This is a genomic window from Cohaesibacter haloalkalitolerans, from assembly GCF_003574655.1.
GTDB classification, from domain to species: Bacteria; Pseudomonadota; Alphaproteobacteria; order Rhizobiales; family Cohaesibacteraceae; genus Cohaesibacter; species Cohaesibacter haloalkalitolerans.
Genome location: NZ_QNUM01000004.1, coordinates 316,875 through 343,237, shown reverse-complemented (window position 1 = coordinate 343,237; position 26,363 = coordinate 316,875). Strand labels below are relative to the sequence as shown.

The 26,363-nt window shown below is 57.2% G+C and carries 24 protein-coding genes; 12 read left to right on the top strand and 12 right to left on the bottom strand.

What is annotated here, in order from left to right:
• Positions 1–10 precede the first annotated feature (10 nt).
• From DSL70_RS12160 to kdsB, 5 genes are all read right to left on the bottom strand, one after another.
• Positions 11–745 carry an amino acid ABC transporter ATP-binding protein gene (locus DSL70_RS12160; RefSeq protein ID WP_119308190.1) on the bottom strand — a complete coding sequence of 245 codons (735 nt, stop codon included), beginning with the start codon at positions 743–745 and terminating at the stop codon, positions 11–13.
• Positions 742–1,572, bottom strand: coding sequence for an amino acid ABC transporter permease (locus tag DSL70_RS12155; RefSeq protein WP_119308189.1), 831 nt, complete (start codon positions 1,570–1,572; stop codon positions 742–744). The genes DSL70_RS12160 and DSL70_RS12155 overlap by 4 nt, the downstream gene beginning before the upstream one ends.
• Complete coding sequence (locus DSL70_RS12150; RefSeq protein WP_119308188.1) at positions 1,572–2,399, bottom strand: ABC transporter substrate-binding protein; 828 nt, start codon at positions 2,397–2,399, stop codon at positions 1,572–1,574. The genes DSL70_RS12155 and DSL70_RS12150 overlap by 1 nt, the downstream gene beginning before the upstream one ends.
• A gap of 331 nt (positions 2,400–2,730) precedes the next feature.
• Complete coding sequence (locus DSL70_RS12145; RefSeq protein WP_119308187.1) at positions 2,731–3,339, bottom strand: histidine phosphatase family protein; 609 nt, start codon at positions 3,337–3,339, stop codon at positions 2,731–2,733.
• Between the two features lie 9 nt (positions 3,340–3,348).
• Positions 3,349–4,131: a 3-deoxy-manno-octulosonate cytidylyltransferase gene (gene kdsB / locus DSL70_RS12140; RefSeq protein WP_119308186.1), complete on the bottom strand. Its 783-nt coding sequence runs from the start codon at positions 4,129–4,131 to the stop codon at positions 3,349–3,351.
• Positions 4,132–4,795: 664 nt separating this feature from the next.
• Here kdsB and DSL70_RS12135 point away from each other — a divergent pair.
• Both DSL70_RS12135 and DSL70_RS12130 read left to right on the top strand, forming a co-directional pair.
• Positions 4,796–5,245 carry a CBS domain-containing protein gene (locus DSL70_RS12135; RefSeq protein WP_162916642.1) on the top strand — a complete coding sequence of 150 codons (450 nt, stop codon included), beginning with the start codon at positions 4,796–4,798 and terminating at the stop codon, positions 5,243–5,245.
• A 95-nt stretch (positions 5,246–5,340) separates the two neighbouring features.
• A complete protein-coding gene (locus DSL70_RS12130) occupies positions 5,341–6,684 on the top strand; it encodes an ArsB/NhaD family transporter (protein WP_119308184.1) in 1,344 nt (447 codons plus the stop codon).
• Positions 6,685–6,929: 245 nt separating this feature from the next.
• Here DSL70_RS12130 and DSL70_RS12125 read toward each other — a convergent pair whose 3' ends face one another.
• Positions 6,930–7,142 carry a hypothetical protein gene (locus DSL70_RS12125; protein WP_162916640.1) on the bottom strand — a complete coding sequence of 71 codons (213 nt, stop codon included), beginning with the start codon at positions 7,140–7,142 and terminating at the stop codon, positions 6,930–6,932.
• Positions 7,143–7,321: 179 nt separating this feature from the next.
• On the bottom strand, positions 7,322–7,636 hold the full coding sequence (locus tag DSL70_RS12120; protein WP_119308182.1) for a hypothetical protein: 315 nt from the start codon (positions 7,634–7,636) through the stop codon (positions 7,322–7,324).
• Positions 7,637–8,026: 390 nt separating this feature from the next.
• Here DSL70_RS12120 and ykgO point away from each other — a divergent pair, with 390 nt between their 5' ends.
• Together ykgO and DSL70_RS12110 are read left to right on the top strand one after the other, a co-directional pair.
• Positions 8,027–8,152: a type B 50S ribosomal protein L36 gene (gene ykgO / locus DSL70_RS12115; RefSeq protein ID WP_119308181.1), complete on the top strand. Its 126-nt coding sequence runs from the start codon at positions 8,027–8,029 to the stop codon at positions 8,150–8,152.
• Between the two features lie 382 nt (positions 8,153–8,534).
• A complete protein-coding gene (locus DSL70_RS12110) occupies positions 8,535–10,370 on the top strand; it encodes a methyl-accepting chemotaxis protein (RefSeq protein WP_162916638.1) in 1,836 nt (611 codons plus the stop codon).
• A gap of 82 nt (positions 10,371–10,452) precedes the next feature.
• Here DSL70_RS12110 and pyk read toward each other — a convergent pair whose 3' ends face one another.
• A complete protein-coding gene (gene pyk, locus DSL70_RS12105; protein ID WP_119308179.1) occupies positions 10,453–11,895 on the bottom strand; it encodes a pyruvate kinase in 1,443 nt (480 codons plus the stop codon).
• A gap of 10 nt (positions 11,896–11,905) precedes the next feature.
• The gene (locus DSL70_RS12100; protein ID WP_205563242.1) at positions 11,906–12,433 is read right to left on the bottom strand and encodes a DUF1036 domain-containing protein; all 528 of its coding nucleotides are present in this window, start codon (positions 12,431–12,433) and stop codon (positions 11,906–11,908) included.
• 673 nt (positions 12,434–13,106) lie between these two features.
• Between DSL70_RS12100 and DSL70_RS12095 the strand changes: the two genes are divergently transcribed.
• From DSL70_RS12095 to metH, 5 genes are all read left to right on the top strand, one after another.
• Entirely contained in the window at positions 13,107–13,364 is a 258-nt protein-coding gene (locus DSL70_RS12095; protein WP_119308177.1) for a DUF2312 domain-containing protein, read from the top strand.
• 86 nt (positions 13,365–13,450) lie between these two features.
• Positions 13,451–13,891: an NUDIX hydrolase gene (locus tag DSL70_RS12090; RefSeq protein WP_119308176.1), complete on the top strand. Its 441-nt coding sequence runs from the start codon at positions 13,451–13,453 to the stop codon at positions 13,889–13,891.
• A gap of 183 nt (positions 13,892–14,074) precedes the next feature.
• Positions 14,075–15,040, top strand: a complete 966-nt coding sequence (locus DSL70_RS12085) for an ArsR/SmtB family transcription factor (protein WP_119308175.1) — start codon at positions 14,075–14,077, stop codon at positions 15,038–15,040.
• Between the two features lie 111 nt (positions 15,041–15,151).
• Positions 15,152–16,051 (top strand): methylenetetrahydrofolate reductase [NAD(P)H], encoded by a 900-nt coding sequence (gene metF / locus DSL70_RS12080; protein WP_119308174.1) that lies wholly within the window; start codon positions 15,152–15,154, stop codon positions 16,049–16,051.
• A gap of 138 nt (positions 16,052–16,189) precedes the next feature.
• Positions 16,190–19,888, top strand: coding sequence for a methionine synthase (metH, locus tag DSL70_RS12075; RefSeq protein ID WP_119308173.1), 3,699 nt, complete (start codon positions 16,190–16,192; stop codon positions 19,886–19,888).
• 672 nt (positions 19,889–20,560) lie between these two features.
• Here the strand turns inward: metH and DSL70_RS12070 are convergent.
• Complete coding sequence (locus DSL70_RS12070; RefSeq protein WP_119308172.1) at positions 20,561–21,859, bottom strand: amidase; 1,299 nt, start codon at positions 21,857–21,859, stop codon at positions 20,561–20,563.
• A 74-nt stretch (positions 21,860–21,933) separates the two neighbouring features.
• Between DSL70_RS12070 and DSL70_RS12065 the strand changes: the two genes are divergently transcribed.
• The 3 genes from DSL70_RS12065 to DSL70_RS12055 all read left to right on the top strand — a co-directional run bounded on the left by DSL70_RS12065 (position 21,934) and on the right by DSL70_RS12055 (position 24,359).
• A complete protein-coding gene (locus tag DSL70_RS12065; RefSeq protein ID WP_162916636.1) occupies positions 21,934–22,635 on the top strand; it encodes an extensin-like domain-containing protein in 702 nt (233 codons plus the stop codon).
• A gap of 198 nt (positions 22,636–22,833) precedes the next feature.
• Positions 22,834–23,544 (top strand): J domain-containing protein, encoded by a 711-nt coding sequence (locus DSL70_RS12060; RefSeq protein WP_119308170.1) that lies wholly within the window; start codon positions 22,834–22,836, stop codon positions 23,542–23,544.
• 68 nt (positions 23,545–23,612) lie between these two features.
• Positions 23,613–24,359: an N-acetylmuramoyl-L-alanine amidase gene (locus tag DSL70_RS12055; protein WP_119308169.1), complete on the top strand. Its 747-nt coding sequence runs from the start codon at positions 23,613–23,615 to the stop codon at positions 24,357–24,359.
• 69 nt (positions 24,360–24,428) lie between these two features.
• Here DSL70_RS12055 and DSL70_RS12050 read toward each other — a convergent pair whose 3' ends face one another.
• Together DSL70_RS12050 and DSL70_RS12045 are read right to left on the bottom strand one after the other, a co-directional pair.
• Complete coding sequence (locus DSL70_RS12050; protein ID WP_119308168.1) at positions 24,429–24,857, bottom strand: glyoxalase superfamily protein; 429 nt, start codon at positions 24,855–24,857, stop codon at positions 24,429–24,431.
• Positions 24,854–26,263, bottom strand: coding sequence for an MATE family efflux transporter (locus tag DSL70_RS12045; protein WP_119308378.1), 1,410 nt, complete (start codon positions 26,261–26,263; stop codon positions 24,854–24,856). Before DSL70_RS12045 ends, DSL70_RS12050 begins: the two co-directional genes overlap by 4 nt.
• Positions 26,264–26,363 lie beyond the last annotated feature (100 nt).

Below are 26,363 nucleotides of genomic sequence, written 5' to 3'. Positions count from 1 at the left end.
TGTGGACAGCTCAACGCGGTCCCAGCACACGGGCCAGAAAATCGCGGGTGCGTTCCTGTCTGGGATTGGAGAAGATGTCGGCGGGCGTCCCCTGTTCCAGAATGCTGCCCTTGTCCAGAAAGCAGACCTTGTCGGCCACATCACGGGCAAATGCCATCTCATGGGTGGCCAGCACCATGGTCATGCCGTCCTGCTTGAGGGATTTGAGCACCTGCAGCACCTCATTGACCAGCTCCGGGTCGAGCGCCGAGGTGATTTCGTCAAACAGCATGATCTCGGGCTTCATGGCCAGAGCCCGGACGATGGCGACGCGCTGCTGTTGTCCGCCGGAGAGCTGGTCGGGATAGTGGTGCATCCGGTCCTTGAGGCCGAAGCGGTCGAACAGCTCTTCAACGGTGGGGCGCAAGGCATCGCGGGATGTCTTGAAAATCCGGCGCGGGGCGAGCATCACATTCTCCTCCGCAGTCATGTGCGGGAAGAGGTTGAAGGACTGGAAGACGATGCCGATGCGCTGGCGGATCGGCTGGGGATCGAGCGCCGGGTCGGCAATCTCGGCACCGTCGAGCCAGATTTCCCCATCATCGACCGGTTCGAGCAGGTTTATACAGCGCAGAAGCGTTGACTTGCCAGAGCCGGATGCGCCGATGAGGCAGGTCATCTCGCCTTCGGCAACATCCAGCGAAATGCCGTTGAGCACCTTGGTGTGGCCAAAGGATTTATGGACATTCTTGACTTGCAGTTTCATGAGCGGGCCCGATTTTGCTTGGCGAGCATATGGTCAGCCAGCCGCGTCGCCGGGATGGTGACAACGAGGAAGATCGCGGCGGCAACTACATATGGGGTGAAGCTGGCCAGCAGCGACTTGAATACCCCGGCCTGACGGAAAATCTCCACCGGTCCAATGAAGGACAGCAGCGCCACGTCCTTTTGCAGGGCGATGAGAATATTCATCTGCGCCGGGACCACGCGCCGGATTGCCTGTGGCAGGATGACAAAGCGCATGGTGTCCGAGGGCGACATGCCAAGCGACAGGGCGGCGTTGCGCTGGGAGGCGTGGATGCTTTCGATACCTGAGCGGAAGATCTCGGCGACATAGGCAGCATAGGTGAGCACAAGCGCCACGGTGCCCCATAGATAGGGGGAGTTGAACGGACGCTGCAGGCCGAGACCGGGGATGCCAAAGCCGATGAGATAGACCACCAGCACCACGGGCACGCCGCGGAAAATGTCGGTATAGAGAATGCCGAACAGGCGCAGCGGGTAAAAAACGGGGTCGCGTACGTCCCGGGCAAGGGCTATGGCAAGGCCGAGGGCGGCAATCAGCGGCACGGACCAGGCGAAGATCGCCACATCCAGCAGGAAGGCATTGAGCAGCTTGGGAAAGGTGCGAACGACGATGTCCCAGTTGAAGAAGCTCTGCTTGACCCGTTCCCAGCCCGGCGTCAGCGGGATGAGGATCACCAGCGCCGCGACAACGACGCTGGTGGAAATGGCGGCAAGGATCATCGAACGGCGTTTGAGCTTGCGCTCATGAGCCTGCCGACGGGTTGGTCCCTTATTGCTATCCGACATCACTTGATGACCGGTACGCCAGTGCTTTCGGCAAGCCAGGTGGCTTCCAGTTTGGCCAGAGTGCCATCCTGCTTGAGCGCGTTGATGGCTTCGTCAATGCAGAATTTCAGCGGGTTGCCTTCTTCCATCAGCATGCCGAACTGGTCCGGGTTGGTCGAGCGCTCTGCCGGGAACTGGCCCAGCACGACGCCGTCGTTGACGGTAACAGCAGCCAGGAACAGCGCTGTCGGCAAATCGAACAGGGCGGCGTCGATCTGGCCAGCCTGAAGGGCGGCGGAGACGTCGGCATTGTCATTGTAGAGCATCGGGTCGCTGTCGGGGTTGACCAGACCGACGAGCATCGGCACTGCGGTGGTGGAGGCCTGTGCTCCCCATTTCAGCTTCCTCAGCGAATCCAGCGTCGGCTTGGCTCCGCCTTCAACAATCTGCTTGGTGGTCAGCACGGCCATGGCAGAGGTGTAGTAGGGGGCTGAGAAATCGACGACCTTGTCGCGATCGGCCGTGATCGAAAACTGCTGCATGTTGACGTCGAAATTCTTGGCGCCGGGCTGGATCGACTCGTCGAAGGAGGCGCGCACCCAGCTGACATGGTCGGCGTCAAACCCCATCTTGCCCGCAACGGCATAGGCGACGGCGGCTTCAAAGCCCTTGCCGCTTTCCGGTGCATCATCGATGACCCATGGGAAATAGGCCGGGTTGCCGGTTGCGATGGTCAAGGTGCCGTCGTGAAGGGTCTTGCCGGTTGCGCATGGTCCGGCAGCGAGTGCGGTGCTGGCACTGACTGATAGGGCGGCAGCAAGTGCCATGAGTTTCAACGGCGATGTCATGAGGGCTTCCTTTATCCTCGCGTGTGGCAGGTCCGGTTTTGATTTGGTCGGCATCAATGAACGTCCGGTCGCGTCTGGTGCCGCAGCATAGCCACCTGTTTTGCCTGTTCCGGTCGCAACTGTTCTTGCATATTTCGGGCCGGGCAGGAGGCGCTACGGGAGTAGATGAAACAATTTGAGGCGGCCTGTCCAGCATGGAAAGGCCATTTTGAGCTATTGCCACACTTTGGGAGAGAAGAAGAGCAAAGATCCTTGTCACTTTGCTCCTCTCTGTCAATGGGCTGGCACTCCGTGCTGATATGGCTGGCGCTCCTGTGGCGGGGCAGGGGGGCTAGCCTTTGAGGTCCCTGGCGTTCCAGATGCGGACCTTGCCCTCTTCGATGAGACACATGCAACCGGTGCCGACCTTGGCTTGGCTGGCTGGGATGCCATAGTGCGGCGAGACAATCCTCAGAATGCCGTTGCTGGTCACGATGATGGCCGTGGCGTCGGGGCCGTGAGCGGCTTCGATCTCGGCGATCATGGCGTTCCAGTTGGCAAGGATTGTTGCCGGATCGGGGCTCCAGCCAAAGCCTTCCGGCCAGATGCTGCTTTTCTGCCAGCCGTCGATGGCGTCGTCGCCATGGTCCTTGCGGATGTCATCATTCGATCTGGCTTCCCAGAGGCCATAGTCGATTTCTCTCAAGGCGTCATTGATGGTGACCTCAATGCCGGTCCAGCCTGCGGTCTTCATGGCGATGTCGGCGGTCTCCACGGTGCGCTTGAGAGGGCCGCAATAGATGGCCGATGGTTTGAGGCCGCTGTCGGCGAGCGCTCGACCTACTGCCTCGGCCTGCTCCTTGCCCTTCTGCACCAGCGGCAGGTCGCTCCGGGCGCCAACCCAGACGACCTTGTCGCTGGCTGCAAATGTGTTGCCATGCCTGATCAGCACAAGTTTCATGATGGCCTCCTAAAGCACCAGTTCTCCCTCGCGGCGGATGATTTCCTCGGCAATGCCGATATCCTCAAGGGCGTCGACGGAGGCGTGAGTCCGGTTCTGGTAATCGACAATCACGATGCGCACAGTCATGCCATATTCAAGGGCGCGCAGCTGCTCCAGCCCCTCGGTCAGTTCGAGCGGCGAGGGCTCAAGCGCGACATACTGCTCGAGTGCCCCGCGGCGATAGCCATAAAGGCCGATGTGCCGATAGGTCGAGGCAAAGCCCTTGGCGCGAACGAAGGGCAGGATATTCTTGGAAAAATAGAGTGCGTTGTATTTTTTGTCGAAGACAACAGTGGTGCCGCTGGCCGGGTTGATCTTCTTGCTCTCGGCAAGGTTTTGGATTGCTTCCTCGCTCATTCTGGTGGCCGGGGTGACGATATCGAAAGCATCCTGCGATTTTTCAAACTCGTCGATCATGGCCTGAATGACCCATGGCGGCGTCAGAACGGCGTCGCCCTGAAAGTTGATGATCGCCTCTTCAGTGATGTTGGCAGCCTTGATGGTGGCAAAGGAACGCTCGGTGCCGTTACGGCAGCTTTCCGGGGTCAGAATGGCTTCGGCACCAAAGCTTTTGGCGTGGTCGATGATTCGCTCGTCCTCGGTGCTGATAACGATTCGGCTGCAGCCCTTGGTGGCCTTGGCGATTCGCCAGACACGCTCAAGCATGCTGGTTCCGAGAATGGGCAACATCGGCTTGCCGGGAAGTCGGCTCGATCCGTACCGGGCAGGAATGACAATCGCGACTGACATGGCAAGAACTCCTTCAGATCTACTGTCTCTCCCTCTTGTTAGCCCAGCAAGGCAGCAAGATGAAAGGAGGTCTGGGGCAGTTTGAGGGACTTTCTCTACAGCTAATGTGGATTTCGCGATTTCTGTCGTTATGGAGCATCTTCGAACTTCTATTGCGTCCGGCTCGCGATTCTTTCCTTTTTGTTTCAGATGGTTGCCATTTTTTTGCCATGGCTGTGGCGGCCTCCCTTTTGAATCTGGATCATCCACACCTTTCGACTAATTACTTTGGTGGGTAAAAAAACTTAAGGGGCGCGATTGCACCTTTCTGCCTCTCCGTCTATAAGGCGCCTGCCCTGGCTGTCTGACATGGATCGGTCCGGGCTGATGAAATATGGGATTGTCAGGGTTGCTGCGGTTCTTTGTCTACAACTTTAGTGTGACAAGAACTGCACCTAAGAGACAGCTTGTGGAATTTACCGCTCTTGAATAGGGTCCGTTGCCATGAGCTGTGAAGATCGGGTGGCTGCCGGTTTGCTCGAATAAGTTGAACCTGGCCGCTGGCGACACCATGCATGAACCTTGGATGTCGTGAAAATCGGGTATAGTCTATACTCATCCAAATTTGCGGTCGTTCGTACCGCCAAAGAGCATAGGGAGGTTTACCGTGCCCTGCATAGACGCAATGGTCGATAAAGTAGTTAGTTTGACACCCGATCAGACTGTCGAGGAAGCTATGGCAGTTCTCGAAACACGGCAAATACGTACTGCCCCGGTTCTTGATGAAAACAACATTTTCTTGGGAATGTTCGGGTACGAGTCGCTTTTGAAACAAATGCTTCCCGTTTCCGTCAGGATGCCGTCCGGGCTTGAACGTCTTGGTTTTGTGCGTGGCGCCAAACCTGATATCGCGCGTCGTCTGCGTGCGTTGCGGGAAAAGCCGGTGACCGAAGCAATGAACCGGGATCCCATGGTCCTCAGCCCCGACCTGTCGGTTTGGGAGGGCATTCGCAAGCTGGCCAAACACGGCAGTCCACTGTCCGTTGTGGAGAAGGATACGAACAGGTTCCTGGGGATCGTGACGGAGCAATCCGCCATAGCTGAACTGGAACGTGCCGAGTATTCATCCCGCTAAAGTAGGCTCAGCGAAGTAGATAACCTTCTATTGGATGTGGACTGCACAAGATTGCCCACATCCATATAGATAATGAGAAGAGCCTTAGTTTATCAATGGAACACGCCAGTGGAATAGCCACGAGCGCGGTCTTCGGATGGTCGCCTCTTGTTGTGGCAACGGTAATTCTGATTGCTGCCTACTTCTTCATTATTTCTGAAAAGATCAACCGCGCCATCGTCTCCCTGTTGGGGGCGGGGCTTCTGGTCTTGCTCGGTGTTTTGAACTTCGAACTCGTCGTTGAAGGTATCGATTTCAATACGATCTTCCTTCTTGTGGGGATGATGGTGATCGTCGCCATTACCAAGGATTCCGGGGTCTTTCAGTTCGTTGCAATCTATACCGCCAAGGCGGTCAAGGCCAATCCGCGGATGCTGCTTGCAGCATTGGCGACCGTGACGGCTGTTTTCTCTGCATTGCTCGATAACGTGACGACCGTGTTGCTGGTTGTGCCTGTCACTCTTCTCTTGACTGACCAGCTCAATCTGAAAGCCTATCCCTTCCTGTTCTCGCAGATCTTTGCGTCCAACATCGGCGGCACCTCGACGCTGATCGGTGACCCGCCGAACATCCTGATCGGTTCTGCTGTTGGTCTGGGCTTCATGGACTTCGTCGAATGGGTTGGACCGATCTCCCTGATCATCCTGATTATCTGTCTTCTGTTCTTCGACCTCCTTTGGGGTCGCAAGATGACTGCGGCGCAGGAAGACAAGGATGCGATGATGAAATACAATGCCTTCGAAGCTATCGAAGACAAGGTACTTCTCGCCAAATCCATGCTGACGCTCGCTCTGGTGCTTGCTGGCTTCATCTGGGGCCATGGCCAGGGCTGGGAACCGGGCACGATCGCCCTGACCGGCGCTGCCTTCCTGTTGCTGCTGCGCAGCTTCGGTGGCAAGCCGGAAGAGCAGTCTCACAATGTGCACCATGCCTTCCAACAGGTTGAATGGGAAACCATCTTCTTCTTCCTAGGTCTGTTCGTTCTGGTGTTCGGTGTCGAGCACACCGGCCTTCTGAAGATCATGGCTGAAAAGCTGCTCGGTCTGACCGGCACTAACATCGAACTGGCAGGCATGATCATTCTCGGTGCCTCTGCGGTGCTGTCTGCCATCGTTGACAACATTCCGTTTGTTGCCACGATGATTCCGCTGATCAAGGCGATGCAAGCCGATCTGGGTGGCGCTCAGGCTATCGAGCCCCTGTGGTGGTGCTTGTCGCTTGGCGCATGTCTTGGCGGCAACGGCACGCTGATCGGTGCCAGCGCCAACGTGATGGTGGCAAGCTTTGCAGAGCGTGCCGGGCAGCGCATCTCCTTCATGGACTTCATGAAGCTGGCGTTCCCGCTGATGCTCTTTACGACCGTGCTGTCGGCCATCTTCGCCTACTTCGTCTACTTCTGAGGATTGCCTCTCAAGGCGAGCCTGGCTCAAAACTGCATTGACCCTGTTGTCGCTGTCGGCAACAGGGTTTTTTGTATCTACAATAAACCTCCCCTCTGGGGGAGGTCATAACTTACTGTCTGAATAATATGGAAGGGATGCCGTGTCGGGATGCCGGATCAATGACGGGCAATACGGGCGTCATCTCTCAAGTTTACCCGAGACGAGGTGGAAAGCGCCGCTTGTCATCTCCGGGAGCCATGCGCTCAGGAAGCGTCTGCAGCGGTCTGATTGTCGTCCATCGCGGCGAACAGGCTGGCATGGGACAATCGCCTTGTCTCCTCCGAGAAGCTGTAGTTTCTCTTCTGGGCCTCATTGATCAGCAAATGCATGCAAGCATCGAGATCGCCATGAAAAAAAGCCTCTATCAGGCGCTTGCCTTCGAGTGCGTCGGCGGTGTGCAATGGTTGGTCAGACAAAGAACAGTCTCCCCTGAAGCGGGACCGGATTGGACACCGGAATCCACGTTTCCGGATGGCAGGGATCCTAAAGCAAGATACCGGATTGTCCAGTGGTGATTTACGGAAATGCTCGCAAAGGTTTTGTTAGGTTGTGTCGATGCCGGCGCTCTTTTGTGTTGATGAGAGCGCTGGAGGCTTCAGCACATGATCTGCCATTTGACCGTGCCGGCCGAATGGGGATTGGACTGGTTGATCCGTCCGACCAGCCGATCCTCCTTGCCAAGGCTCACCATTACCTGTCCGGTTGCCCGTCCGGAAACCACCAAAATGTCTTCCTTGCGAGCCTTGCTTTCCCGGGTCAGAACAATGGCGGGGGCATGCCCCTGGTGCTCCTGATCGCCGAACTGCTTCATCTCGACGTAAACCACAATCGTCTTGTCGACCCATTTGAGATCGAGCAGCACCACTTCCTTGTGATGCCAGTTGAGGTCTCCAGTCCGTTCAAAAGGCATTGTCTCTCTCCCCGCTGTCGTCTTTTCTTGTGATGCCGGTCTTTTGCTTGACGGCTTCGTCGGGATTATGTCGGAAGCCGACCTTGTTGTAAACAATGCTGGTTTCGCAAGTCTGTTGGCGATTCTCAGGGCCTGGGCAGGGGCGTTATTCCGTTTATTGGCCTCACGAGTTCGTCTTTCCAGTCCCGATCGACCTCAATCGGGGCTTTTCCGCATGGTAGAGCGGCCGATTCAATCAACAAGTTCTGGAAATGACAAGGATTTGCAGGATTCCTTCCGCAGGAAGCGTTTTCCCGGTTGACAATGGCAGGCAGGAATCGTAGTTTCCGGTCGAATTTGCGCGCCTCGGCGCGCTTTTTGTTTCGCAGATTTTGGCCGAGGCTTGGGACAATGAAAATCAAAAATTCTCTGAAAGCACTTGCCCAGCGTCACCGTGATAACCGCATGGTTCGCCGCAAGGGTCGTGTATACATCATCAACAAAAAGAATCCACGTTTCAAGGCTCGTCAGGGCTAATTGAACGTCGGGCCATTTTTGGTTGACGAAACAACAAACGCGCTTGAGAGCTTTTCTCTGGCGCGTTTTTTGTTGCCTTCAGTATAGGCTCGGTTGTATTCGTCGGGTGCAATGTTTTATTTGTCTATGTATAAATATAAATACATTTTGGTGTATGTTTTTACTGGCTATCCCAAGAATTGGTAATGAAACTCTAATTATTCTATGTGAAATTCATCGTAGAGATCCCGTAAAACGCGTGATCAGAGTACTATTCTCCATAAACGGTGAGTGATCCATGAAATTGAAATTTCGTATTTGGGGGATCTTATTGCTGGGCCTCATTGGCCTTGTGGTCCTATCTGGTGCTTTTTATTGGGGAGAGGCCAGGAAAAGCCAGGTCATGCAGGCGACTACGCTTGGCGAGGAGAATGTGGCAGCTTTCAGTCTGGCGGAGGTGGGCGTTGGCAAGATTGCCTCGCTGGTCGAGCTGTTCATGCAAAAGGGTGATCCAGCCATTGTCGGGCAAATGGAGGATGCCGCTTCTCAAAGCAAGGAAGACTTTGGTTCGCTTGGCGATCAGTCCAACAAGCTTTTCAGCTATATTGATGATGCTGTTGCTGGTGCCAAGGTTATTGTCGCCTCGCGCACTGTGGCGGGCCTTAATGAGAATGAGGGGCTTAAGGGCGCGCTCAGATTGTCGGTAAAGACCGTTGAGGCCAAGCTGGGAGACGTTGCTGCGGCTGATCCTTCCGTTTCGGTTGATGCCATTATGGTCAAGATGTTGATGCTCAGGCGGCACGAGAAGGATTACATGCTGCGGCAAGAAGCCAAGTATGTTGAAAGCTTCAACAAGCGGACCGGTGAATTTCAGACAGTTCTGGCGGCCTCTCTGGTTCCTCAGCGCGTGAAGGGTGAAATCCTGCCGCTGATGGAGAATTATCACGAGACGTTTCTCAAGTGGGTCGGGGCCAACCAGGATGTGTTGTCCAAGGTTGAGGCCTATCGCAGTCAAACCGCTGTTATTACAAACGAGCTGGCTCAATTGAAGGATGCGGCCGATGCCCAGTTGGCGGAGGCGCTCAGGGAGCGGGCGTCCATCGAGGCGCAGGTGGACGCGATCGCACTGGGTATTCTGATCGCGACAACGCTTCTGATGTTGGGGGGAGGTATGCTGGTCATCCGCTCCATTACCCGCCCCATCCACGACGTCACTGATGCGATGAGTGAAATCGCCAAGGGTAATCTCGACACGACGATCCCGGTCAGCAAGCAGGACGATGAGATTGGTGCCCTGTGTGCCATTGCGGCCATCCTGCATAGCAATGTGAAGGTGCAGAAGGATCTGGAAGCGGAAGAGGGGGCCAAGCAGCAGCGGGCCGAGAAAGAGAAGCGTGACATGATGATGCGGTTGGCTGACGAGTTCGACAGTCAGGTTAGTGGCATCGTTAATGCGGTTTCCCTGTCTTCCCGCCAGCTCAACGCTACGGCGCAGGCCATGGCGGCGGTGGCCGAGCAGACGGCAACGCAGGCGGCTTCTGCCTCGGCTGCATCGACACAGACCATGGGCAGCGTCCAGACCATCGCCTCGGCAACCGAAGAAATGACCTGTTCTATCGCCGAGATCAGCGAGCAGATCGGCTTTGCCTCCCTGTCTGCCCAGGAAGCGGTCGGCAAGGTTGGCAGCACCAACAGGCAGATGCAGAGCCTTGCGGCGACGGCCAGCAAGATTGGTGAAGTGGTCGAAATGATTTCCTCGATTGCCGAACAGACCAATCTTCTTGCGCTCAATGCCACCATTGAATCGGCGCGGGCCGGCGAGGCGGGCAAGGGATTTGCCGTGGTGGCCGGAGAGGTGAAGGCGCTCGCCGGACAGACCTCTAAGGCTACGGAGCAGATCTCGCGGCAGATCGCCGAGATTCAGGCCGCAACCAGCGAAGCCTCCCTTTCTATCGAGGATGTTAGTCAGGTCATTCAGAAGGTGGAGTCGATTTCGTCCGCGATTTCCGACGCCATCCATGAACAGAATGCGACCGCACAGGAGATCTCCGGCAACATTCACCAGGCCGCTCAGGGAACCGGACTTGTGAACGAGAATGTCGCTCAGGTTTCCGATGCCTCCAGGAATGCCGGACTGGCATCGGAGGATGTCGTCAGCGCGGTGAAGACATTGAGCGACCAGTCCGATCTGCTCAAGGACAAGGTGACCGGCTTCATTGCGCGCGTTCGTGCGATGTAGGCGTCCGAACCGAAGGTAACGCAATAAAAAAGGCCGGTTTTAAACCGGCCTTTTTCTTGTCTTCCTGATGCGACGATGGGGCTCAGATGCCGCCCAGACCGTCACTGCCAACAAAGGCGATGCGCAGCATGTTGGTTGCGCCCGGGGTGCCCAGAGGCACGCCAGCGGTGATGATCACGCGCTGACCCGGTTTTGCCAGACCAACCTTGTAGGAGGTGCTGCAGGCGCGGTCGACCATTTCGTCCAGAATGCCGGTTTCCTCGGATACCACGCAGTGCAGGCCCCAGACCAGAGCTAGACGACGAGCTGTGCCGATGATCGGGCTGATGGCCACGATCGGGGTTTGCGGTCGCTCGCGGGCAGCGCGAAGGCCGGTGGTGCCTGAAGAGGTGTAGCAGACGATGGTGGCCAGATGCAGCGTTTCTGCGATCTGGCGGGCAGCAGCCGAAATGGCGTCTGCGCCGGTTGCTTCCGGTTCTGCGCGTTGGGCGTAGATGATGTTGGTGTAGTAAGGATCGCGTTCCACTTCCTCGGCGATGCGGTTCATCATCGCAACAGCCTCGAACGGATAGTCACCCGCAGCGGATTCTGCCGACAGCATGACTGCGTCAGCGCCTTCGAACACGGCGGTGGCAACGTCGGAAGCTTCTGCACGGGTTGGCATCGGTGAGTTGATCATCGATTCCAGCATCTGGGTAGCAACAACCACCGGCTTGCCAGCCTGACGGGCTGCACGGGTGATCTGCTTCTGGATGCCGGGAACCTTTTCCAGAGGCATTTCAACGCCAAGGTCACCACGGGCAACCATGATGGCGTCGGAAAGCTCGATGATCTCGTGAATGCGTTCGACAGCCTGCGGTTTCTCGATCTTGGAGAGGATGCCGGTGCGGCCACGGGACAGCTTGCGCACTTCGGCAACGTCTTCCGGGCGCTGAACGAAGGACAGGGCGATCCAGTCCACTTCGGCGTCAACAGCTGCGTCGAGGTCGGCGCGGTCTTTCGGTGTCAGAGCCGAGAAGGACAGGGTCGAATCCGGGAAGCTGATGCCCTTGCGGTTGGAGATCGGGCCGCCGGTGACGACTTCCGTGTGGATGGCGTCTGCGGTGGTGCCAACGGTTCTCAGACGAACCTTGCCGTCGTCGAGCAACAGGATGTCGCCTTCCTTGACGGAGCCGAAAATTTCAGGATGCGGCAGCTGAACGCGGGTGGTATCGCCCGGCTTGTCCGAGCTGTCGAGCGAAAAGCGGGAGCCGTTGACCAGCTCAACCTTGGTGTCGGCGAAGATGCCCAAACGCAGTTTCGGGCCCTGAAGGTCGGCCAGAATGCCGATCGGACGTCCAACTTCCTTCTCAACTTCGCGGATCAGGCGCACGCGGCTACGCAGCGTTTCGTGATCGGAGTGGCTCATGTTGATGCGGAAAACATCGGCGCCAGCCAGGAAGAGTTGCTTGATTTGTTCCTTCTTTTCTGAAGCCGGGCCCAGAGTGGCCAGGATTTTTACTTTCCGGTTGCGTCTTACAGTCACGACAGTTTCCCTATTCTTGTTCGGTCAATTGAACCGTATAATCTTGTTTTCCGGCTGTATCGATCTCGAAAAAGCCGGTGCGTTCAAATCCTCTTGCAACGCATTCCTGTGTCCCTTTGATCTTGAACTCCAGATCCTGGGTACACATGAATGAATCACCGTTCCACTGACCGCCCTTGTCGTAGTCTATGGCGTGAACGAGATAGCGCGTTTTTACGAGCAGGCCCTTGAGCACCGTCTCGCATTGGTTGGGGTCCAGATTCCACCAGCCCTCGCTGATCCATTCGTCCTTCAACTCATATCCGATGGCCAGGCCAACAGTACTGCCAGTCTTGTTGCAGACGCGCAGGTCAGCCGCGGCGTTCATGCTGCCGGCCATCAGGAACGTTATGGTCAGAGCCAATTCCTTGCCATGAAAAGAAGCAAGGCATCGGGCAATAGTCTTTGCTTTTTGATTCCAGTTAAACATCGGGCTCGGTATCGTCTTTTCTTCTAGGAGAGCCGCCAACTGTTTCGCGTTTCGTGCATCTATTGTCAATGTTTATATTCTACATAAGTTGAATTTTTTTGACACGATGAAGAGGGAGTTATCCAGCTCTTTGTCTGTTGTTCTACTTGATGGCCTGTTCTTGAAGAAAGGCAGGTTGTCGAGGCTTAGGCGGTCCGGTGTCCGGTCTCCATTTGCGGATTCCATGGTTGCTCCAGGCCGCTCCGGGTTGCCGAAGACAGACGTCTGAGTAGCCATGAAAGGTGTCGGTATTATGACTTGGAAGGCGGCGATATGGTAGGGTACAAAAGGGGCGGACCGGTTGCGTCTTTCGTCTTATGTGTGCGGGGTGGGGGCAAGGTGACTTTCCCTGCGGGAAAAAGCGGATTTGGCAAATTCCCCCCTTGTTCCTCGACGCTCGCTGACTATGATGGGCCTCTGCATCGAGAAGGCGCCAGTGAGGGCCTTTGGTGGCGGGATGGAGCTGAAAGCCCGGACCTGTCATCCATGGTTTTCGTCATGCGGCTGCCCTTTGTCCGTGTCAGTGCCGAGCATGTCTGATATGTGGATGCCGGATCGACAAGCGCCTCCGGGCTTGATGCTGCCATAATGGGCGGCGTTAATCTTGTCGCAATAGAATTTGGTTAGAGAGCGGTTAATGTGAATCCGGTCTGCCCTGCCCAGGGCGGAATGATGGCTTCAGAACCCAAACGTGGAGTAGGGAATGTCTAATACTGGTGGTGTCGCCGCAGATCAGTTGCGCGCTTTTGTGGAGCGTATCGAACGACTGGAAGAAGAGAAAAAGGCGATCTCGGACGATATCAAGGATGTCTATGCTGAAGCCAAGGGCAACGGCTACGATGTCAAGGTGATGCGGCAGATTGTCCGCATGCGCAAGCAGGACAGCAATGAGCGGATGGAAATGGAAGCTCTTCTGGACCTGTATCTGCATGCTCTGGGCATGGCTCCGAGCGCTGAATAAGCTAATCTGGTGGCCGGCTTCTCGGGGTCGGCCGCTTCTCGCCTCTCCTTGTCTTTCCCGCGTCCTTTACGCTGGCGTCCAGTCTCATGAATGACAATCAAAAGCAAAAGCCTGTGGTCGCTGTGCTCAGCCTTGTGGTGAGGGAGCGCAAGGTGCTGCTCGTCAAGCGGGCCAATCCGCCCGATGCGGGCAAATGGGGCTTTCCTGGTGGCAAGGTCGAGTTTGGGGAAACCCTGCAAATGGCCGCCCAGCGGGAATTGTTCGAGGAAACAGGCGTCCGTGGGCGGGCAGACCGGATCCTGACGACGCTTGAAACCTTTTCCAAGGGCCAGTCCGGCCGCTTGCAGTTCCACTATGTGCTGATTGCTATCCTGTGTGAATGGCAGGAAGGCGAGGCGGTTGCCGGTGACGATGCGCTGGAAGCTGCCTGGTATGATGCCGACGATCTGCCGTGGTACGATCTGGCAACCAGTGAGGATGTGCCCCGTGTGGCGCAGATGGCTTTCGACGCGGTGCTCGAAGCCTGATCCTGGCCGGCTCTTCTTTCTTCTCAAGACCATTGTTGTTGGTGCCTTGCTCGCGAAGCCTTTTGCGTGACAAAGGCGCGCCTGTCGCCCAATTCATCGAAATGGTGGATAGCAGGGGATGATTACTCTTGTGTTTCTAATTCTGATGTCATAAAGATATCTTTATATCTTTGAGGTGATCATATGCTGTCGTTGGATGAAATCGTCGGATTGTTGAAAGCAAGTGGGGAACCTACCCGTCTGCGCCTGTTGGCGCTGCTTGCCGAAGGGGATCTGTCGGTCAAGGATCTGACGGCTATTCTGCATCAGAGCCAGCCGCGCATTTCCCGCCATCTGAAGCTGCTTTATGAATCCGGTCTGGTCGAGCGTTTGCCCGAAGGGGCGTGGGTCTATTACTGCCTGACGCGGGACGAGGCCAAGGGCGATCTGATTTCGGCAACCCTGCGGCATCTCGACCATGATGATGCAATGATCGTGCGCGATCTTGAGCGGCTGCACCAGATCAAGGAAGCCAATGCCCAGCAGGCGGCGGACTATTTCCGCCAGAATGCGGAGCGCTGGGACGAATTGCGCGTTCTGCATGTGCCCGAGAGTGCGGTTGAGCAGGCTGTGCTGGAAACGCTCGGCGATCGGCCCATCCGGCAGTTGCTTGATCTTGGAACGGGAACCGGCAGCATTCTGTCGCTGCTGGCCGATCGCTGCCGCGACGGGTTGGGGCTGGATGCAAACCGCTCCATGCTGGCGGTGGCCCGCTCCCGTCTGGATGGTCCCAACCATGGCCATCTGCATGTGCAGCAGGGGGACCTTCTGGATCTGGCGACCCTTGATCGCAAGTTCGATCTGATCACCATTCATCAGGTGTTGCATTATCTGGACGATCCGTCCGCAGCCCTGCAGGAAGCGGGGCGGGTGCTGTTGCCCGGCGGGCGCATTCTCGTCGTCGATTTTGCCCCGCATGATCATGAGTTTTTACGAAAGGACCACGCGCACCGGCGGTTGGGATTCTCCCATGATGCCATGCGCCGCTGGATGCATGACGCCGGGTTTGAGGTGACCGTTGCACGGGATCTGGAACCGACCGGGCTGGAATGCGATCAGCATGATGATGCCCTGACCGTCACAATCTGGCTTGCCGAAAAGCCGGAATAGTCGATGGATATACAAACCGATTGAGGGTGCTGCTCCGCAGGTGCCTTCCCAATGCTGAAACAACGCGGCGCTCTGCCTCCTGGAGATGCCTGCGTGAATGAGAGAAAAACAATGATCCATAATGCAGAACGCAGCGGCCGCCGCAGCAAGGAAACGCACAAGCTCAACATTTCCTTCGAGTTCTTCCCTCCAAAGACGCCGAAGATGGAAGAAAGCCTGTGGGCCAGCGTCGAGCGTCTTGCTCCCTTGCGCCCCGAATTTGTGTCCGTGACCTATGGGGCTGGTGGTTCTACCCGTGAGCGCACCCATGCCACGGTCAAGCGCATCATCACCGAGGCCGGGATTCCGGCTGCGGCGCATCTGACATGCGTCAGTGCCACCCGCGAGGAAGTCGACGCCGTGATCCGCTCTTACGCCGAAATTGGCGTCAAGCATATCGTGGCCCTTCGCGGCGATCCGGCTGCCGGAATCGGCGAGAAATACGTGCCCCACGAAGGTGGCTACATCAATGCTGCCGATCTGGTGGCTGGCATCAAGCGGATCGGCGATTTCGAGGTTTCCGTTTCCGCCTATCCGGAGAAACATCCGGAAAGCCCGGACTTTGCGACCGACATCGAGATGCTGCGTCAGAAGGTGGATGCCGGGGCGACCCGTGCGATCACGCAATTCTTTTTCGACAACGACCTCTATGAAGCCTATGTTGAACGGGTTCGCCGGGCCGGGATCTTCATTCCCATCGTACCGGGCATCCTGCCGATCCACAGTTTCACGCAGGTTGCAGGGTTCGCGGGCAAGGCCGGGGCGAGTGTGCCGCAATGGCTGGCAAACCGGTTTGAAGGTCTGGAAGAGGATCCCGAAACCCATCGTCTGGTGGCAGCTGCGATTGCAGCCGAACAGGTTGAGGACCTGCGCTCGCGCGGGGTGGATGATTTCCACTTCTACACGATGAACCGGGCCAACCTGTGCTATGCGATCTGCCACATGCTCGGTATGCGACCGGTCAAGGCCTAGTGCACCGGCCCTGGGGCACATATCCCGGGGTTGAAGGCCGACAGGCCATCGTAATCTTGAAAGACCCAATCCCTGTCGGGACCAGTCGAGCGGGCCATCTGCCCGCTCCTTCCCGTTGATGTTTAAGGAACCCTGATCATGTCGAACCTGCCAATCAGCCCTTCTTATGAGCGTTTGAACCGAGTGGCATCCGAGCGCATTCTGATTTTTGATGGTGCCATGGGGACGATGATCCAGCGCCTTGGCCTGACGGAAGAGGATTTCCGGGGGGAACGCTTCAAGGACTGGAAAAAGGACCTCAAGGGCAACAACGATCTGCTCTCGATCACCAAGCCCGAGGCCATTCGCGACATTCACCGGCAGTATTACGAGGCCGGGGCAGACTTTGCCGGCACCAATACCTTCTCGGCCACCACGGTTGCACAGGCCGATTATGGCATGGAGCAACTGGCCTATGAGATCAACTTCGAGAGCGCCAAGATAGCGCGCGAGGCTGCTGACGAGATTGAGGCCAAGCAGCCGGGCCGTCATTGTTTCGTGCTCGGTGCCATGGGGCCAACCAACCGCACGGCCTCCATTTCGCCGGATGTGAACAACCCCGGATATCGTGCCATCAGCTTTGATGATCTCAGGAAGGCCTATCGCGAAGCGGCCAAGGGGCTGCTGGATGGTGGTGCGGATGCGCTGGCCGTCGAGACCATCTTTGATACGCTCAACGCCAAGGCGGCGCTCTACGCGATCGAGGAAGAGTTCGAAGAACGCGGCATGCGCTGGCCGGTGATCATTTCCGGTACCATCACCGACAAGTCCGGCCGCACCCTTTCCGGCCAGACGGCGGAAGCCTTCTATCATTCTATTCGTCACGTCAAACCGTTTGCCGTGGGGCTCAACTGTGCGCTTGGTGCCGCTGAGCTGCGCCAGCATATCGACGCCTTGTCGCGAGTGGCTGAAACGAGGATCTCGACCTATCCCAACGCCGGGTTGCCCAACGAGTTTGGCGAATATGACGAGAGCCCGGAGCATATGGCCGGCATCATCGACGGCTTTGCGCGCGATGGTCTGATCAATATCGTCGGTGGCTGCTGCGGTACGACCCCGCCGCATATCAAGGCGATTGCCGACACGGTCCGGAAATACCCGACGCGCAAAATCCCGGAGATCAAGCCCTACATGCGCCTTTCAGGCCTTGAGCCCTTCACGCTGACGCCGGAGACGAATTTCGTCAACATCGGTGAGCGCACCAACGTGACCGGTTCGGCCAAGTTCCGCAAGTTGATCAAGGAAGGTGACTATGAGGCGGCGCTTGATGTTGCCCGCCAGCAGGTGGAGAGCGGCGCCCAGATCATCGACGTCAACATGGACGAGGGGCTTCTTGATTCCGAAGAGGCCATGGTGACCTTCCTCAATCTCATCGTTGCCGAGCCGGACATCTCCCGTGTGCCGGTGATGGTCGACAGCTCGAAATGGAGCGTGATCGAGGCCGGTCTCAAGTGTTTGCAGGGCAAGTCCGTTGTCAACTCCATCTCCATGAAGGAAGGCAAGGAGATCTTTGTCGAGCACGCCAAGACCATCCTGCGTCATGGCGCGGCTGTGGTGGTGATGGCGTTTGACGAGAGCGGCCAGGCGGACAGCTACCAGCGGAAGATCAACATATGCAAGAAGAGCTATGACATTCTGGTCAATGAGGTTGGCTTCCCGCCTGAAGACATCATCTTCGACCCGAACGTCTTTGCTGTTGCCACCGGCATCGAGGAACACAACAACTATGGCGTCGACTTCATCAACGCCACCAAGTGGATTCGCGAAAATCTTCCCGGGGCGCATGTGTCCGGCGGGCTGTCGAACCTCAGCTTCTCCTTCCGTGGCAACAATCTTGTCCGCGAGGCGATGCATTCGGTGTTTCTCTATCACGCCATCAAGGTCGGGCTGGACATGTCTATTGTCAATGCTGGCCAGCTAATGGTCTACGACCAGATCGACAAGGAGCTTCTGGAGCGGATCGAGGACGTGGTGATGAACCGGCGTGACGATGCGACCGACCGGTTGCTGGAGATCGCCGAGCGCTATCTCAACCAGAAGGGCGAGCACAAGGTCGCCGATCTTGCCTGGCGCGAGCTGCCTGTCGAGAAGCGACTTGAATATGCGCTGGTCAAGGGCATCAACGACTTTGTCGAGGAAGATGTCGAGGAAGCGCGCCAGAAGGCGATCCGCACGCTGGACGTGATCGAGGGGCCGCTGATGGATGGCATGAATGTGGTCGGCGACCTGTTCGGCGATGGCAAGATGTTCCTGCCGCAGGTGGTTAAGTCCGCACGCGTGATGAAGAAGGCCGTGGCCTATCTGATGCCGTTCATGGAAGAGGAACAGGCTGGCGAGAAGACCAGCGCTGGCAAGGTTCTGATGGCTACCGTCAAGGGAGACGTCCATGACATCGGCAAGAATATCGTCGGCGTCGTGCTCCAGTGCAACGGCTATGAGGTGGTCGATCTCGGAGTGATGGTTCCGGCCAACGATATCCTCGAGGCTGCACGGCGGGAAAAGGTCGATATCATCGGCCTGTCCGGTCTTATCACGCCATCGCTTGACGAAATGTGCCATGTCGCTGCCGAATTGCAGCGCGAAGGCTTTGACCAGCCGCTGCTCATCGGTGGTGCCACGACCTCGCAGGTGCATACGGCAGTCAAGATTGATCCGAACTACCACAACGGCCAGACGATCTATGTGACCGATGCCAGTCGCGCCGTCGGCGTGGCCACGCGCCTGTTGTCGCGGGAAAAGGCCGAGTATGTTGCCGAGATCAAGAATACCTACGTTCAGGTGCGGACCAAGCATGAGGCGGCGCAGGACAAGAAGAACCGGCTGTCGATTGCTCAGGCGCGGGACAACGGCTTCAAGATCGACTGGTCAGCCTATGCGCCGACGAAGCCGCAGTTCATCGGCACCAAGGCTTTCGAAGCCTACGATCTTGCGGCGCTGGTGCCCTATATCGACTGGACGCCGTTCTTCTCCACCTGGGAGATGAAGGGGCGTTATCCGGCTATTCTGGAAGATGAAGTCTATGGAGAAGCGGCCACCAGCCTGTTCCATGATGCGCAGGAGATGCTGAAAGCCATCGTGGAAGAAAAGTGGCTAACGGCTCGTGGCGTCATCGGTCTGTGGCCAGCCAACAGTGTCGGCGATGACATCGTGGTCTACAAGGACGACAGTCGCAACGAGGAGGCTGCCCGCTTCTTCGGTCTGCGTCAGCAGATGGCTGGCCGTTCGGCTCGGGCTAATGTTGCGCTTGGCGATTTCGTGGCGCCTCAGGACAGCGGCGTTGCCGACTATGTCGGTGGGTTTGCCGTCTCGACCGGCTTTGGCGAGGCAGAGCGTGCCAAGGCCTTCAACGACGCCGGCGACGACTATTCCAAGATCCTGTTGCAAGCACTGGCCGATCGTCTGGCCGAAGCCTTCGCCGAGGCAATGCATGCCGAGGTGCGCAGGACCTATTGGGGGTATGCCGCCGATGAGGCGCTCAGCAATGAGGAGATCATTGAGGAACGCTATGACGGCATCCGTCCGGCTCCGGGCTATCCGGCTCAGCCGGATCATACGGAAAAACGCACTCTGTTCAGTCTGCTTGACGCGGAGGCCCAGACGGGCATTCGTTTGACCGAGAGCTGTGCGATGGTGCCCGGGTCTGCCGTTTCCGGCATCTATCTGGCCCATCCGGAGAGCTATTATTTCGGGGTTGGCAAGATCGAGAAGGATCAGGTGGCCGACTATGCTGAACGCAAGGGCATGAGCCTTGCGGAGGCTGAAAAGTGGCTTGCCCCGATCCTCAATTACAGGGCTTGAGGCAAGGCCCTGCCCCTTGCGCTGCTAAGGGGTTCTGCCTAATTCGAAAGGCTTTGCGTTTTTGAAGTATTCAACAAGTAAAAAGACCGGGATCACTCCCGGTCTTTTTGTGCGCATCGGGCGCATAAAACGTGTCTTTTCAAGGGTATGATTAAGACAGCCTCCCACTGCCTTGAGCAATTGCCGTCGCCTCCTCCTAAATAATTCCGACGACAATAGCAGCGATGAATACAAAGGCCGCACATACAAACATGATGTTCAAAGATTTTACCATGTAGTCACTCCTAAAAGCCTTTCCTTCACGTGCTGAAGTCTACGGCAACTTTCAGATTTCGCGAAATGAAAAAATTGGTGCAACGCGCAGAAACGCTGTGTCCGATTTGGCAGGAAGTTAATAAACCCTTGCCAGCCCTAGGGTTGGAGGGGGACATCCCTGTGATATAAAAACAGGGGATATATGGCATATGTTGCGCTGCGGCATTCATGAAATTGTCAAAAATGTCTCTCGTCTCTTTGCCTGTGAATTGGGCATATGCCCATCGGATGGGCTGTTTCGAGGCTGTTTTGGCACTGATTACCCGCTATGCCGGCGGAGGATTCCGCCAGAGAGTTGGGTGTCGCGATGCTAGGGCTGCTGCGGACAAAAGTGAGTTGCTGATAACCGGGGGCTCATCAGGCCCCGAGATGACGCCCGATTGCCCCTTCGAGCCAGTAGGCGATCTGCAAGGTGTGCTGGTCTTCGCCTACCGGACCGATGAGCTGAACGCCCAGCGGCAGGCCGTCGTCGGTTGAAAGGCCCGTTACGTTGATGCTAGGGGTGCCGAGCAGGGTCCAGATCCGGTTGAATATCGGTGAGCCGGTGGTGGCAAGCCCGTGCGGCGCCGGCCCTGGCGCCGAGAGGCTGAGCAGGGCATCGATGTCCTCGAACTGCTCGGCGATTTCCCGCCGTGCCGCATGGGTACAGATCAGGGCCTCGTCATAATCCGACGGAGTAATGGTCTGGGCGAAGTCGAGGGTCTGTTTCAGGAGCGGGCTCAACTGGTCGGGATGGGCTTCATATTCCCATGCCAGCGACTGGGCGGCTTCGTAGTCCTGAATGATCTGGTGTGAGTTGAAGGCACAGAGAAAATGCTCGCTTGGTTCCAGATCAACCACTTCCGCTCCAAAGCGCCTGAGGCTGATGAGCAGGGCTTCAAACCGTTTGGCGTAATCGGGGTCGGCTTCCTGCCATGTCCTGCAGCGGACAACCCCCAGTCGTGGCAGTCGGAATTCGGCTTCGGGATCGACCTTGAGGTTGCGCCCGGTGATGGCCGATGCGGCAAAGGCACAGTCGGCGACGCCAGCGGCAAACAGTCCGGCGGTGTCGAGAGTCCATGAAAAATCGAGGATGCCCACCTTGGGCAGCAGGCCATAGCTCGGCTTGTAGCCTGTGACGCCGCAATAGGAGGCCGGACGGATGATCGAACCTCCGGTCTGGGTGCCAAAGGCGAGATGGGCCATGCCTGCGGCAACGGCTGCGGCCGAGCCGGAGGAAGAGCCGCCGGGCGTGTGCTTCAGATTGTGGGGGTTGCGCGTCGGGCCGGGATCCAGAAAGGCAAATTCCGTCGTGGTGGATTTGCCGATCACAGTTCCGCCAGCTTTGCGGGACATGGTGACGAGGGCTGCGTCTCTTGCCGGTTCGTGGCCGCGATAGATCGGGGAATTATACTCGGTGGGCAGGGCCCGGGTCTCGATGATGTCCTTGATGGCGATGCCGATGCCAGCCAGTGGGCCGGCCGCCTTTTCGGCCTGCATGGCGGCGTGACCATTGATCGAGACGAAGGCGTGGATGTCTTTTTCATGAAGGGCGAGGCGCTGCAAACAGGCTTCTATGGCTTGGGATGGCGTCACGGTTCCTGCGTCAATCGCCTTGAGCGTTTTGAGGAGGCTGACCGGGGCGACGAGATCTTTCGCTTGCGATGCTTCATTCATTGCGCTGCCTTTATGTTAACCTTTTCTCTTCAGGATGCTCTCAAATGAATGTGGCTGCAAGCGGGAATCACCTCATGAAAAAGGACAGGATCAGCAACTGGCCTTCATTTTCCAGCCTTCTTGCGCTGTTGTTGCTGGCCGGATGTGGAAGCTTTTATGACGCCGAGGAAATCCCTCAGGAGGTGTTGCAGAAAGAGGCCATCTGGCCGGATCCTGCCATTTCCGATCAGGTCTGCCCGGCTGTCGTCATGGGGCTGGTCAGTGCACAGCCGCTGCCGCCAATTGAAAGCCGGGGCGGCTGTGGCCATCTGGCGCCCTTCTCTGTCGTCGCTCTTGGCGGTGACAACCCGGTTCAGTTCAACACGGACGCGACCATCAACTGTGTCGTGACCTCCCAGCTTCAACGGTATTTCAGCGAGAGCGTGCAGCCGTTGGCCTTGCAGAAACTGGGGCAGCCCGTGGTCGAAATCCAGATTGCCGCGTCCTATTCATGCCGCCCGCGCAACAATCAGCGTGGTGCAAAGCTGTCCGAGCATGGTCGCGCCAATGCCATCGACATCGGTGCCTTCAAGCTGGCGGACGGCACGGTCCTGACCATCAAGAAGGACTGGCCCAGAGGCGGGCGGGCAGGCAGGTTCCTGCGGGCAATCAACCGCTCGGCCTGTCGCTATTTCACCACCGTGATCGGTCCGGGCGGCGACAAGTATCATCAGGATCATATCCATCTCGATCATGGCGAGCATGGCAAATCCGGAACCTGGCGCGTCTGCCAGTAGGATCGGCCCACCAGCCCTTCTGCCCCCGGTCATCGGGTGTGACACTTGGTCCCCTGCCAATTTGGCCCCGAAAGCTGTCCATAAAAGGGAATTGCCTTTTTTTGGCTATCAATCGCTCGTAATTCCCTTCGAGATCGCATAAATTGGCCAGCGAAGCACATGATTTGTCTGTGATTTCGTGGGCCTTCAGGAGACCTCATGAGCATTTGGAGCCACATCGGCAACCTGATCGAAGATTTTCGGCAGAGCGAAGCCATTTCGCAACTGGTGGAGAAAGTCACGTCTGTCGTGCGCGGACTGGGCAGTGGGCTGGACCGCAAGCAACTGACCTTTACGGTGGCCATGATCGCGTTGTCTGCAAAGATGGCGAAGGCTGACGGTGTTGTCACGCAGGACGAAATTCTGGCGTTCCAGAAGCTGTTTTCCGTCCCTGCCGGGGAAGAGCGCAATGTGGCGCGGATGTTCAATCTGGCCAAGCAGGATGTGGCCGGATACGAGGCCTATGCCAGACAGATTGCCGGTCTTTATGAAGATGACATGGAGACACTCGCCGACATTCTGGATGGCCTGTTCATGATCGCCGGTGCTGATGGCGTCATGCACAACAGGGAAATGCTCTATCTGGAGCATGTCGCCGAGATCTTCGGCATTCCGGAACGGTGTTTCGAACGCATCAGGATGAGCCATGTGAAGCCGGACGAACAGGATCCATACACGCTTCTGGAGGCTGAGCGGTCCATGAGTGATGCCGAGCTGAAGAGCCACTATCGCAAACTGGTGCGGGAGAATCATCCCGATCGGCTGATCGCCCGTGGCGTGCCGGAGGAATTCGTGCGAATCTCCACCGAAAAGCTGGCGGCCATCAATAACGCTTGGTCAATGATTGAGATTGAACGCGGCTTGCGCTAAGAAACAGTCGGTCTGGCAGATCCACCTGTCAGATTCCCGGTTCCTTTTGCTGTTTCATGGAGATAGCCATGCCGTTCGAAGCAACGACGAATTGCGCCTGCGTGTATAAACCCTCTCCCAATTTCGGTGAGCGCAAGGATGGCCGCAAGGTCGACATGCTTTTGCTCCACTATACCGGCATGGACGATGATGCTCAGGCGCTCGATTGGCTGTGCAATCCCGAGAGCGCTGTTTCTGCCCATTATTTCCTGAACCGGGATGGTTCGATCCTCCAGCTGGTGGACGAGAAAGAGCGGGCATGGCACGCCGGATCGTCCTACTGGAAGGGTGAGGAGGACATCAACAGCTGTTCCATCGGTATCGAGATAGCCAACGCCGGGCATGAGGATTTTGCCGAGAAGCAGCTTGATGTGTTGCACATGCTGTGCATGGACATCATTGCGCGACACGGTATTCCGAATTATCGGGTGCTGGGACATTCCGATGTATCGCCCGGGCGCAAGGTTGATCCGGGTCCCAAGTTCCCGTGGAAGCAGCTTGCCGCTGCCGGGGTGGGCCATTGGGCTGATCCGGACCCCATGGGTGTCGGGCGATTCTTCCAGCTCGGAGACGAGGGGCAGCCCATTCAGGCGCTGCAGTCGATGCTGGCGATCTATGGCTATAATGCGCCGATCACCGGGGTCTTCGATGCCCAGACCGAGACGGTCGTGCGCGCCTTTCAGCTGCATTTCCGACCTGACCGGGTGGATGGCGTTGCTGACGCAACAACTATCTCGACCCTTTACAAGCTGAATGCCTCGCTGCCAAAGCTTTGAGCTACTGCCTGCGGGGCGATTGTTTGCTTTCAGGCCGGGGTGTCCGGTCTGAAAGTCCCTGTGCTGGCGCTATATGTCGAGCACCATGTGCGGACGCCCGTTGGAGGTTTTCTCGCGGGTTGTGCCGTCCGGGCCGATGACCTGTGAGGTCCGGCTGCGATAGTTGCTCATCCCCTCGAAGGTGATGACGTCGACCGGTTTGTCAAACTGGAAGGTCAGGCGGAACCAGCCGTCGCCGATCTTCTTGACGGCGATGATTTCCGCTTCAAAGCTCTGGGAAAGATAGAGCCCGGATACCCGGTCTCCCTGCTGCCAGTCTCGCACAGGGCGATTGCCGAAGCGGGCAAACAGGGTGTTCCAGTCCCGAAAGCCATATTGCTGGGCCACAAGCTCCAGCGATTTGCTGTGTGAGACTTCGACACCCTCTTCCTTCAGTTTGCTGCGCAGAAGACGGGCCTGTTTCTTGGCCTCTTCTGCCGATGTTGGAATGCTGTTCATTGTTCCGTTTCTCCCGGAGCCGTGAACAGGCCCCATCTGCGGTTCTTTTGCTGTGCTGTTCGCATCAGAACGAGGGTGGTTGTCGCCAGCAGCATCAGCTCGGCGGCTGGGGTGGCAAGCCATATGCCTTGTTCTCCCAGCAACAGCGGCATGGCAAACAGCAGTGGCAACATGAAGATATAGGATTTGGACAGGCTGAGCAGCGCTGCCCGTTTGGCGTCTCCAATGGCCTGAAAATAGGCGGCAATGACCAGCACCGGTCCCGTCGAGACGATCATCAGCGTCGTTAGCGGCATGATCCTGCCCACTTCCTTTATCACGGCCTGATCCTGGATAAAGAGTGCCCCGACCGGCTTTGCGAAGAACACGAAGATGATCTCGGTTGCCAGGCAATAGAGCAGGGCCAGTGACAGGGCGATACGCAGGCTGGTGTCTGATCTCTTCCATTGCCTTGCCCCGTAATTGTTGCCGGTGATCGATTGCATGGCAAAGGACAGGCCGAGCAACGGCAGGAAATAGAAGGTCATGATGCGCGTCGAGATGCCGAAGGCCGAGATGGTGACGGCATAGTCAGGGCTGGCCATCCACTGGATGGCGGCAATGGTTGCCGTCGAGACGATCGACATGCCGATGAAGCTCAGGCTCTGCGGCGCTCCGAGTTTGAGGATGTCCGGCCAGTCGCAGAAGAGCGAGTGCCGGATGATATCCCTCGCCGACAACGGGCTGGCTCCCCAATGGCGATAGCCCAGCACGATAGTCAGTGCCAGCCCTTGCGCGGCCACCGTGCCATAGGCCGATCCGGCAACGCCCATGTCAAGACGGGCGATCAGGATATAGTTGAACAGCATGTTGGCAAGCGAGACCAGAAGGCTCATGGCTGCCATCATCGGTGCCCGGCCTTCGTTGCGCAAGGCATCGGCCTGCAGACCCAGAATGAAGGCCACTGGTGTCGCCATGATGTTGATCCGCAGATAGACAAGACCCATCGCACTTAGCCGGCTATCGCCGCCAGCGGCGAGCAGGGCGATGCGGTTGCCGAGCAGAATGAAGCTGACAATCAGCAGGGCGCTGATGAGCAGGGCAAGGCCATGGGAGCCAGAGAACAGGCGTTTTGCCCGGTCCATCTGTCCGGCCCCCAGATGGCGGGCAAGCTGTGAGGACATGCCGCTTGAAACGAGCGTCGACAGGGCGACGACAAGCATGTAGACGGGGAACATCAGGGTGACGGCAGCCAAGGCGTCTGCCCCAACATAGATGCCGAGGAAAATGGCATCCATGACGGACAAAAGGCCGTTCATGCTCATCACGAAAATGATGGGTAGGGCGTTTTTTGCAAACAGTGCGGCAAGGGACCCTTGGGTGAAGGAATTGCGCGCAGATGGTTCGCTTGAGCTGTCTGATGACATCTCAGCCTCCTTGAAACGCATTTCTTACTTTGGACGGGGCTCGCATTGCCACCCGCATGAAATGCATGTGGGGCTGAAACTATCAGATTTGATAACAGAC

Bases quoted from the DNA above. Each gene is read 5' to 3' on its own strand.
- DSL70_RS12060 (WP_119308170.1), top strand. From the start codon at position 22,834: ATGAGCATTTGGAGCCACATCGGCAACCTGATCGAAGATTTTCGGCAG.
- metF (WP_119308174.1), top strand. From the start codon at position 15,152: ATGATCCATAATGCAGAACGCAGCGGCCGCCGCAGCAAGGAAACGCAC.
- DSL70_RS12055 (WP_119308169.1), top strand. From the start codon at position 23,613: ATGCCGTTCGAAGCAACGACGAATTGCGCCTGCGTGTATAAACCCTCT.
- DSL70_RS12120 (WP_119308182.1), bottom strand. From the start codon at position 7,636: ATGCCTTTTGAACGGACTGGAGACCTCAACTGGCATCACAAGGAAGTG.
- metH (WP_119308173.1), top strand. From the start codon at position 16,190: ATGTCGAACCTGCCAATCAGCCCTTCTTATGAGCGTTTGAACCGAGTG.
- DSL70_RS12050 (WP_119308168.1), bottom strand. From the start codon at position 24,857: ATGAACAGCATTCCAACATCGGCAGAAGAGGCCAAGAAACAGGCCCGT.
- DSL70_RS12130 (WP_119308184.1), top strand. From the start codon at position 5,341: ATGGAACACGCCAGTGGAATAGCCACGAGCGCGGTCTTCGGATGGTCG.
- DSL70_RS12110 (WP_162916638.1), top strand. From the start codon at position 8,535: ATGCAGGCGACTACGCTTGGCGAGGAGAATGTGGCAGCTTTCAGTCTG.
- DSL70_RS12090 (WP_119308176.1), top strand. From the start codon at position 13,451: ATGAATGACAATCAAAAGCAAAAGCCTGTGGTCGCTGTGCTCAGCCTT.
- DSL70_RS12095 (WP_119308177.1), top strand. From the start codon at position 13,107: ATGTCTAATACTGGTGGTGTCGCCGCAGATCAGTTGCGCGCTTTTGTG.
- DSL70_RS12150 (WP_119308188.1), bottom strand. From the start codon at position 2,399: ATGACATCGCCGTTGAAACTCATGGCACTTGCTGCCGCCCTATCAGTC.
- DSL70_RS12045 (WP_119308378.1), bottom strand. From the start codon at position 26,263: ATGTCATCAGACAGCTCAAGCGAACCATCTGCGCGCAATTCCTTCACC.
- DSL70_RS12155 (WP_119308189.1), bottom strand. From the start codon at position 1,572: ATGTCGGATAGCAATAAGGGACCAACCCGTCGGCAGGCTCATGAGCGC.
- DSL70_RS12135 (WP_162916642.1), top strand. From the start codon at position 4,796: ATGGTCGATAAAGTAGTTAGTTTGACACCCGATCAGACTGTCGAGGAA.
- kdsB (WP_119308186.1), bottom strand. From the start codon at position 4,131: ATGTCAGTCGCGATTGTCATTCCTGCCCGGTACGGATCGAGCCGACTT.
- DSL70_RS12145 (WP_119308187.1), bottom strand. From the start codon at position 3,339: ATGAAACTTGTGCTGATCAGGCATGGCAACACATTTGCAGCCAGCGAC.
- ykgO (WP_119308181.1), top strand. From the start codon at position 8,027: ATGAAAATCAAAAATTCTCTGAAAGCACTTGCCCAGCGTCACCGTGAT.
- DSL70_RS12070 (WP_119308172.1), bottom strand. From the start codon at position 21,859: ATGAATGAAGCATCGCAAGCGAAAGATCTCGTCGCCCCGGTCAGCCTC.
- DSL70_RS12065 (WP_162916636.1), top strand. From the start codon at position 21,934: ATGAAAAAGGACAGGATCAGCAACTGGCCTTCATTTTCCAGCCTTCTT.
- DSL70_RS12160 (WP_119308190.1), bottom strand. From the start codon at position 745: ATGAAACTGCAAGTCAAGAATGTCCATAAATCCTTTGGCCACACCAAG.
- DSL70_RS12085 (WP_119308175.1), top strand. From the start codon at position 14,075: ATGCTGTCGTTGGATGAAATCGTCGGATTGTTGAAAGCAAGTGGGGAA.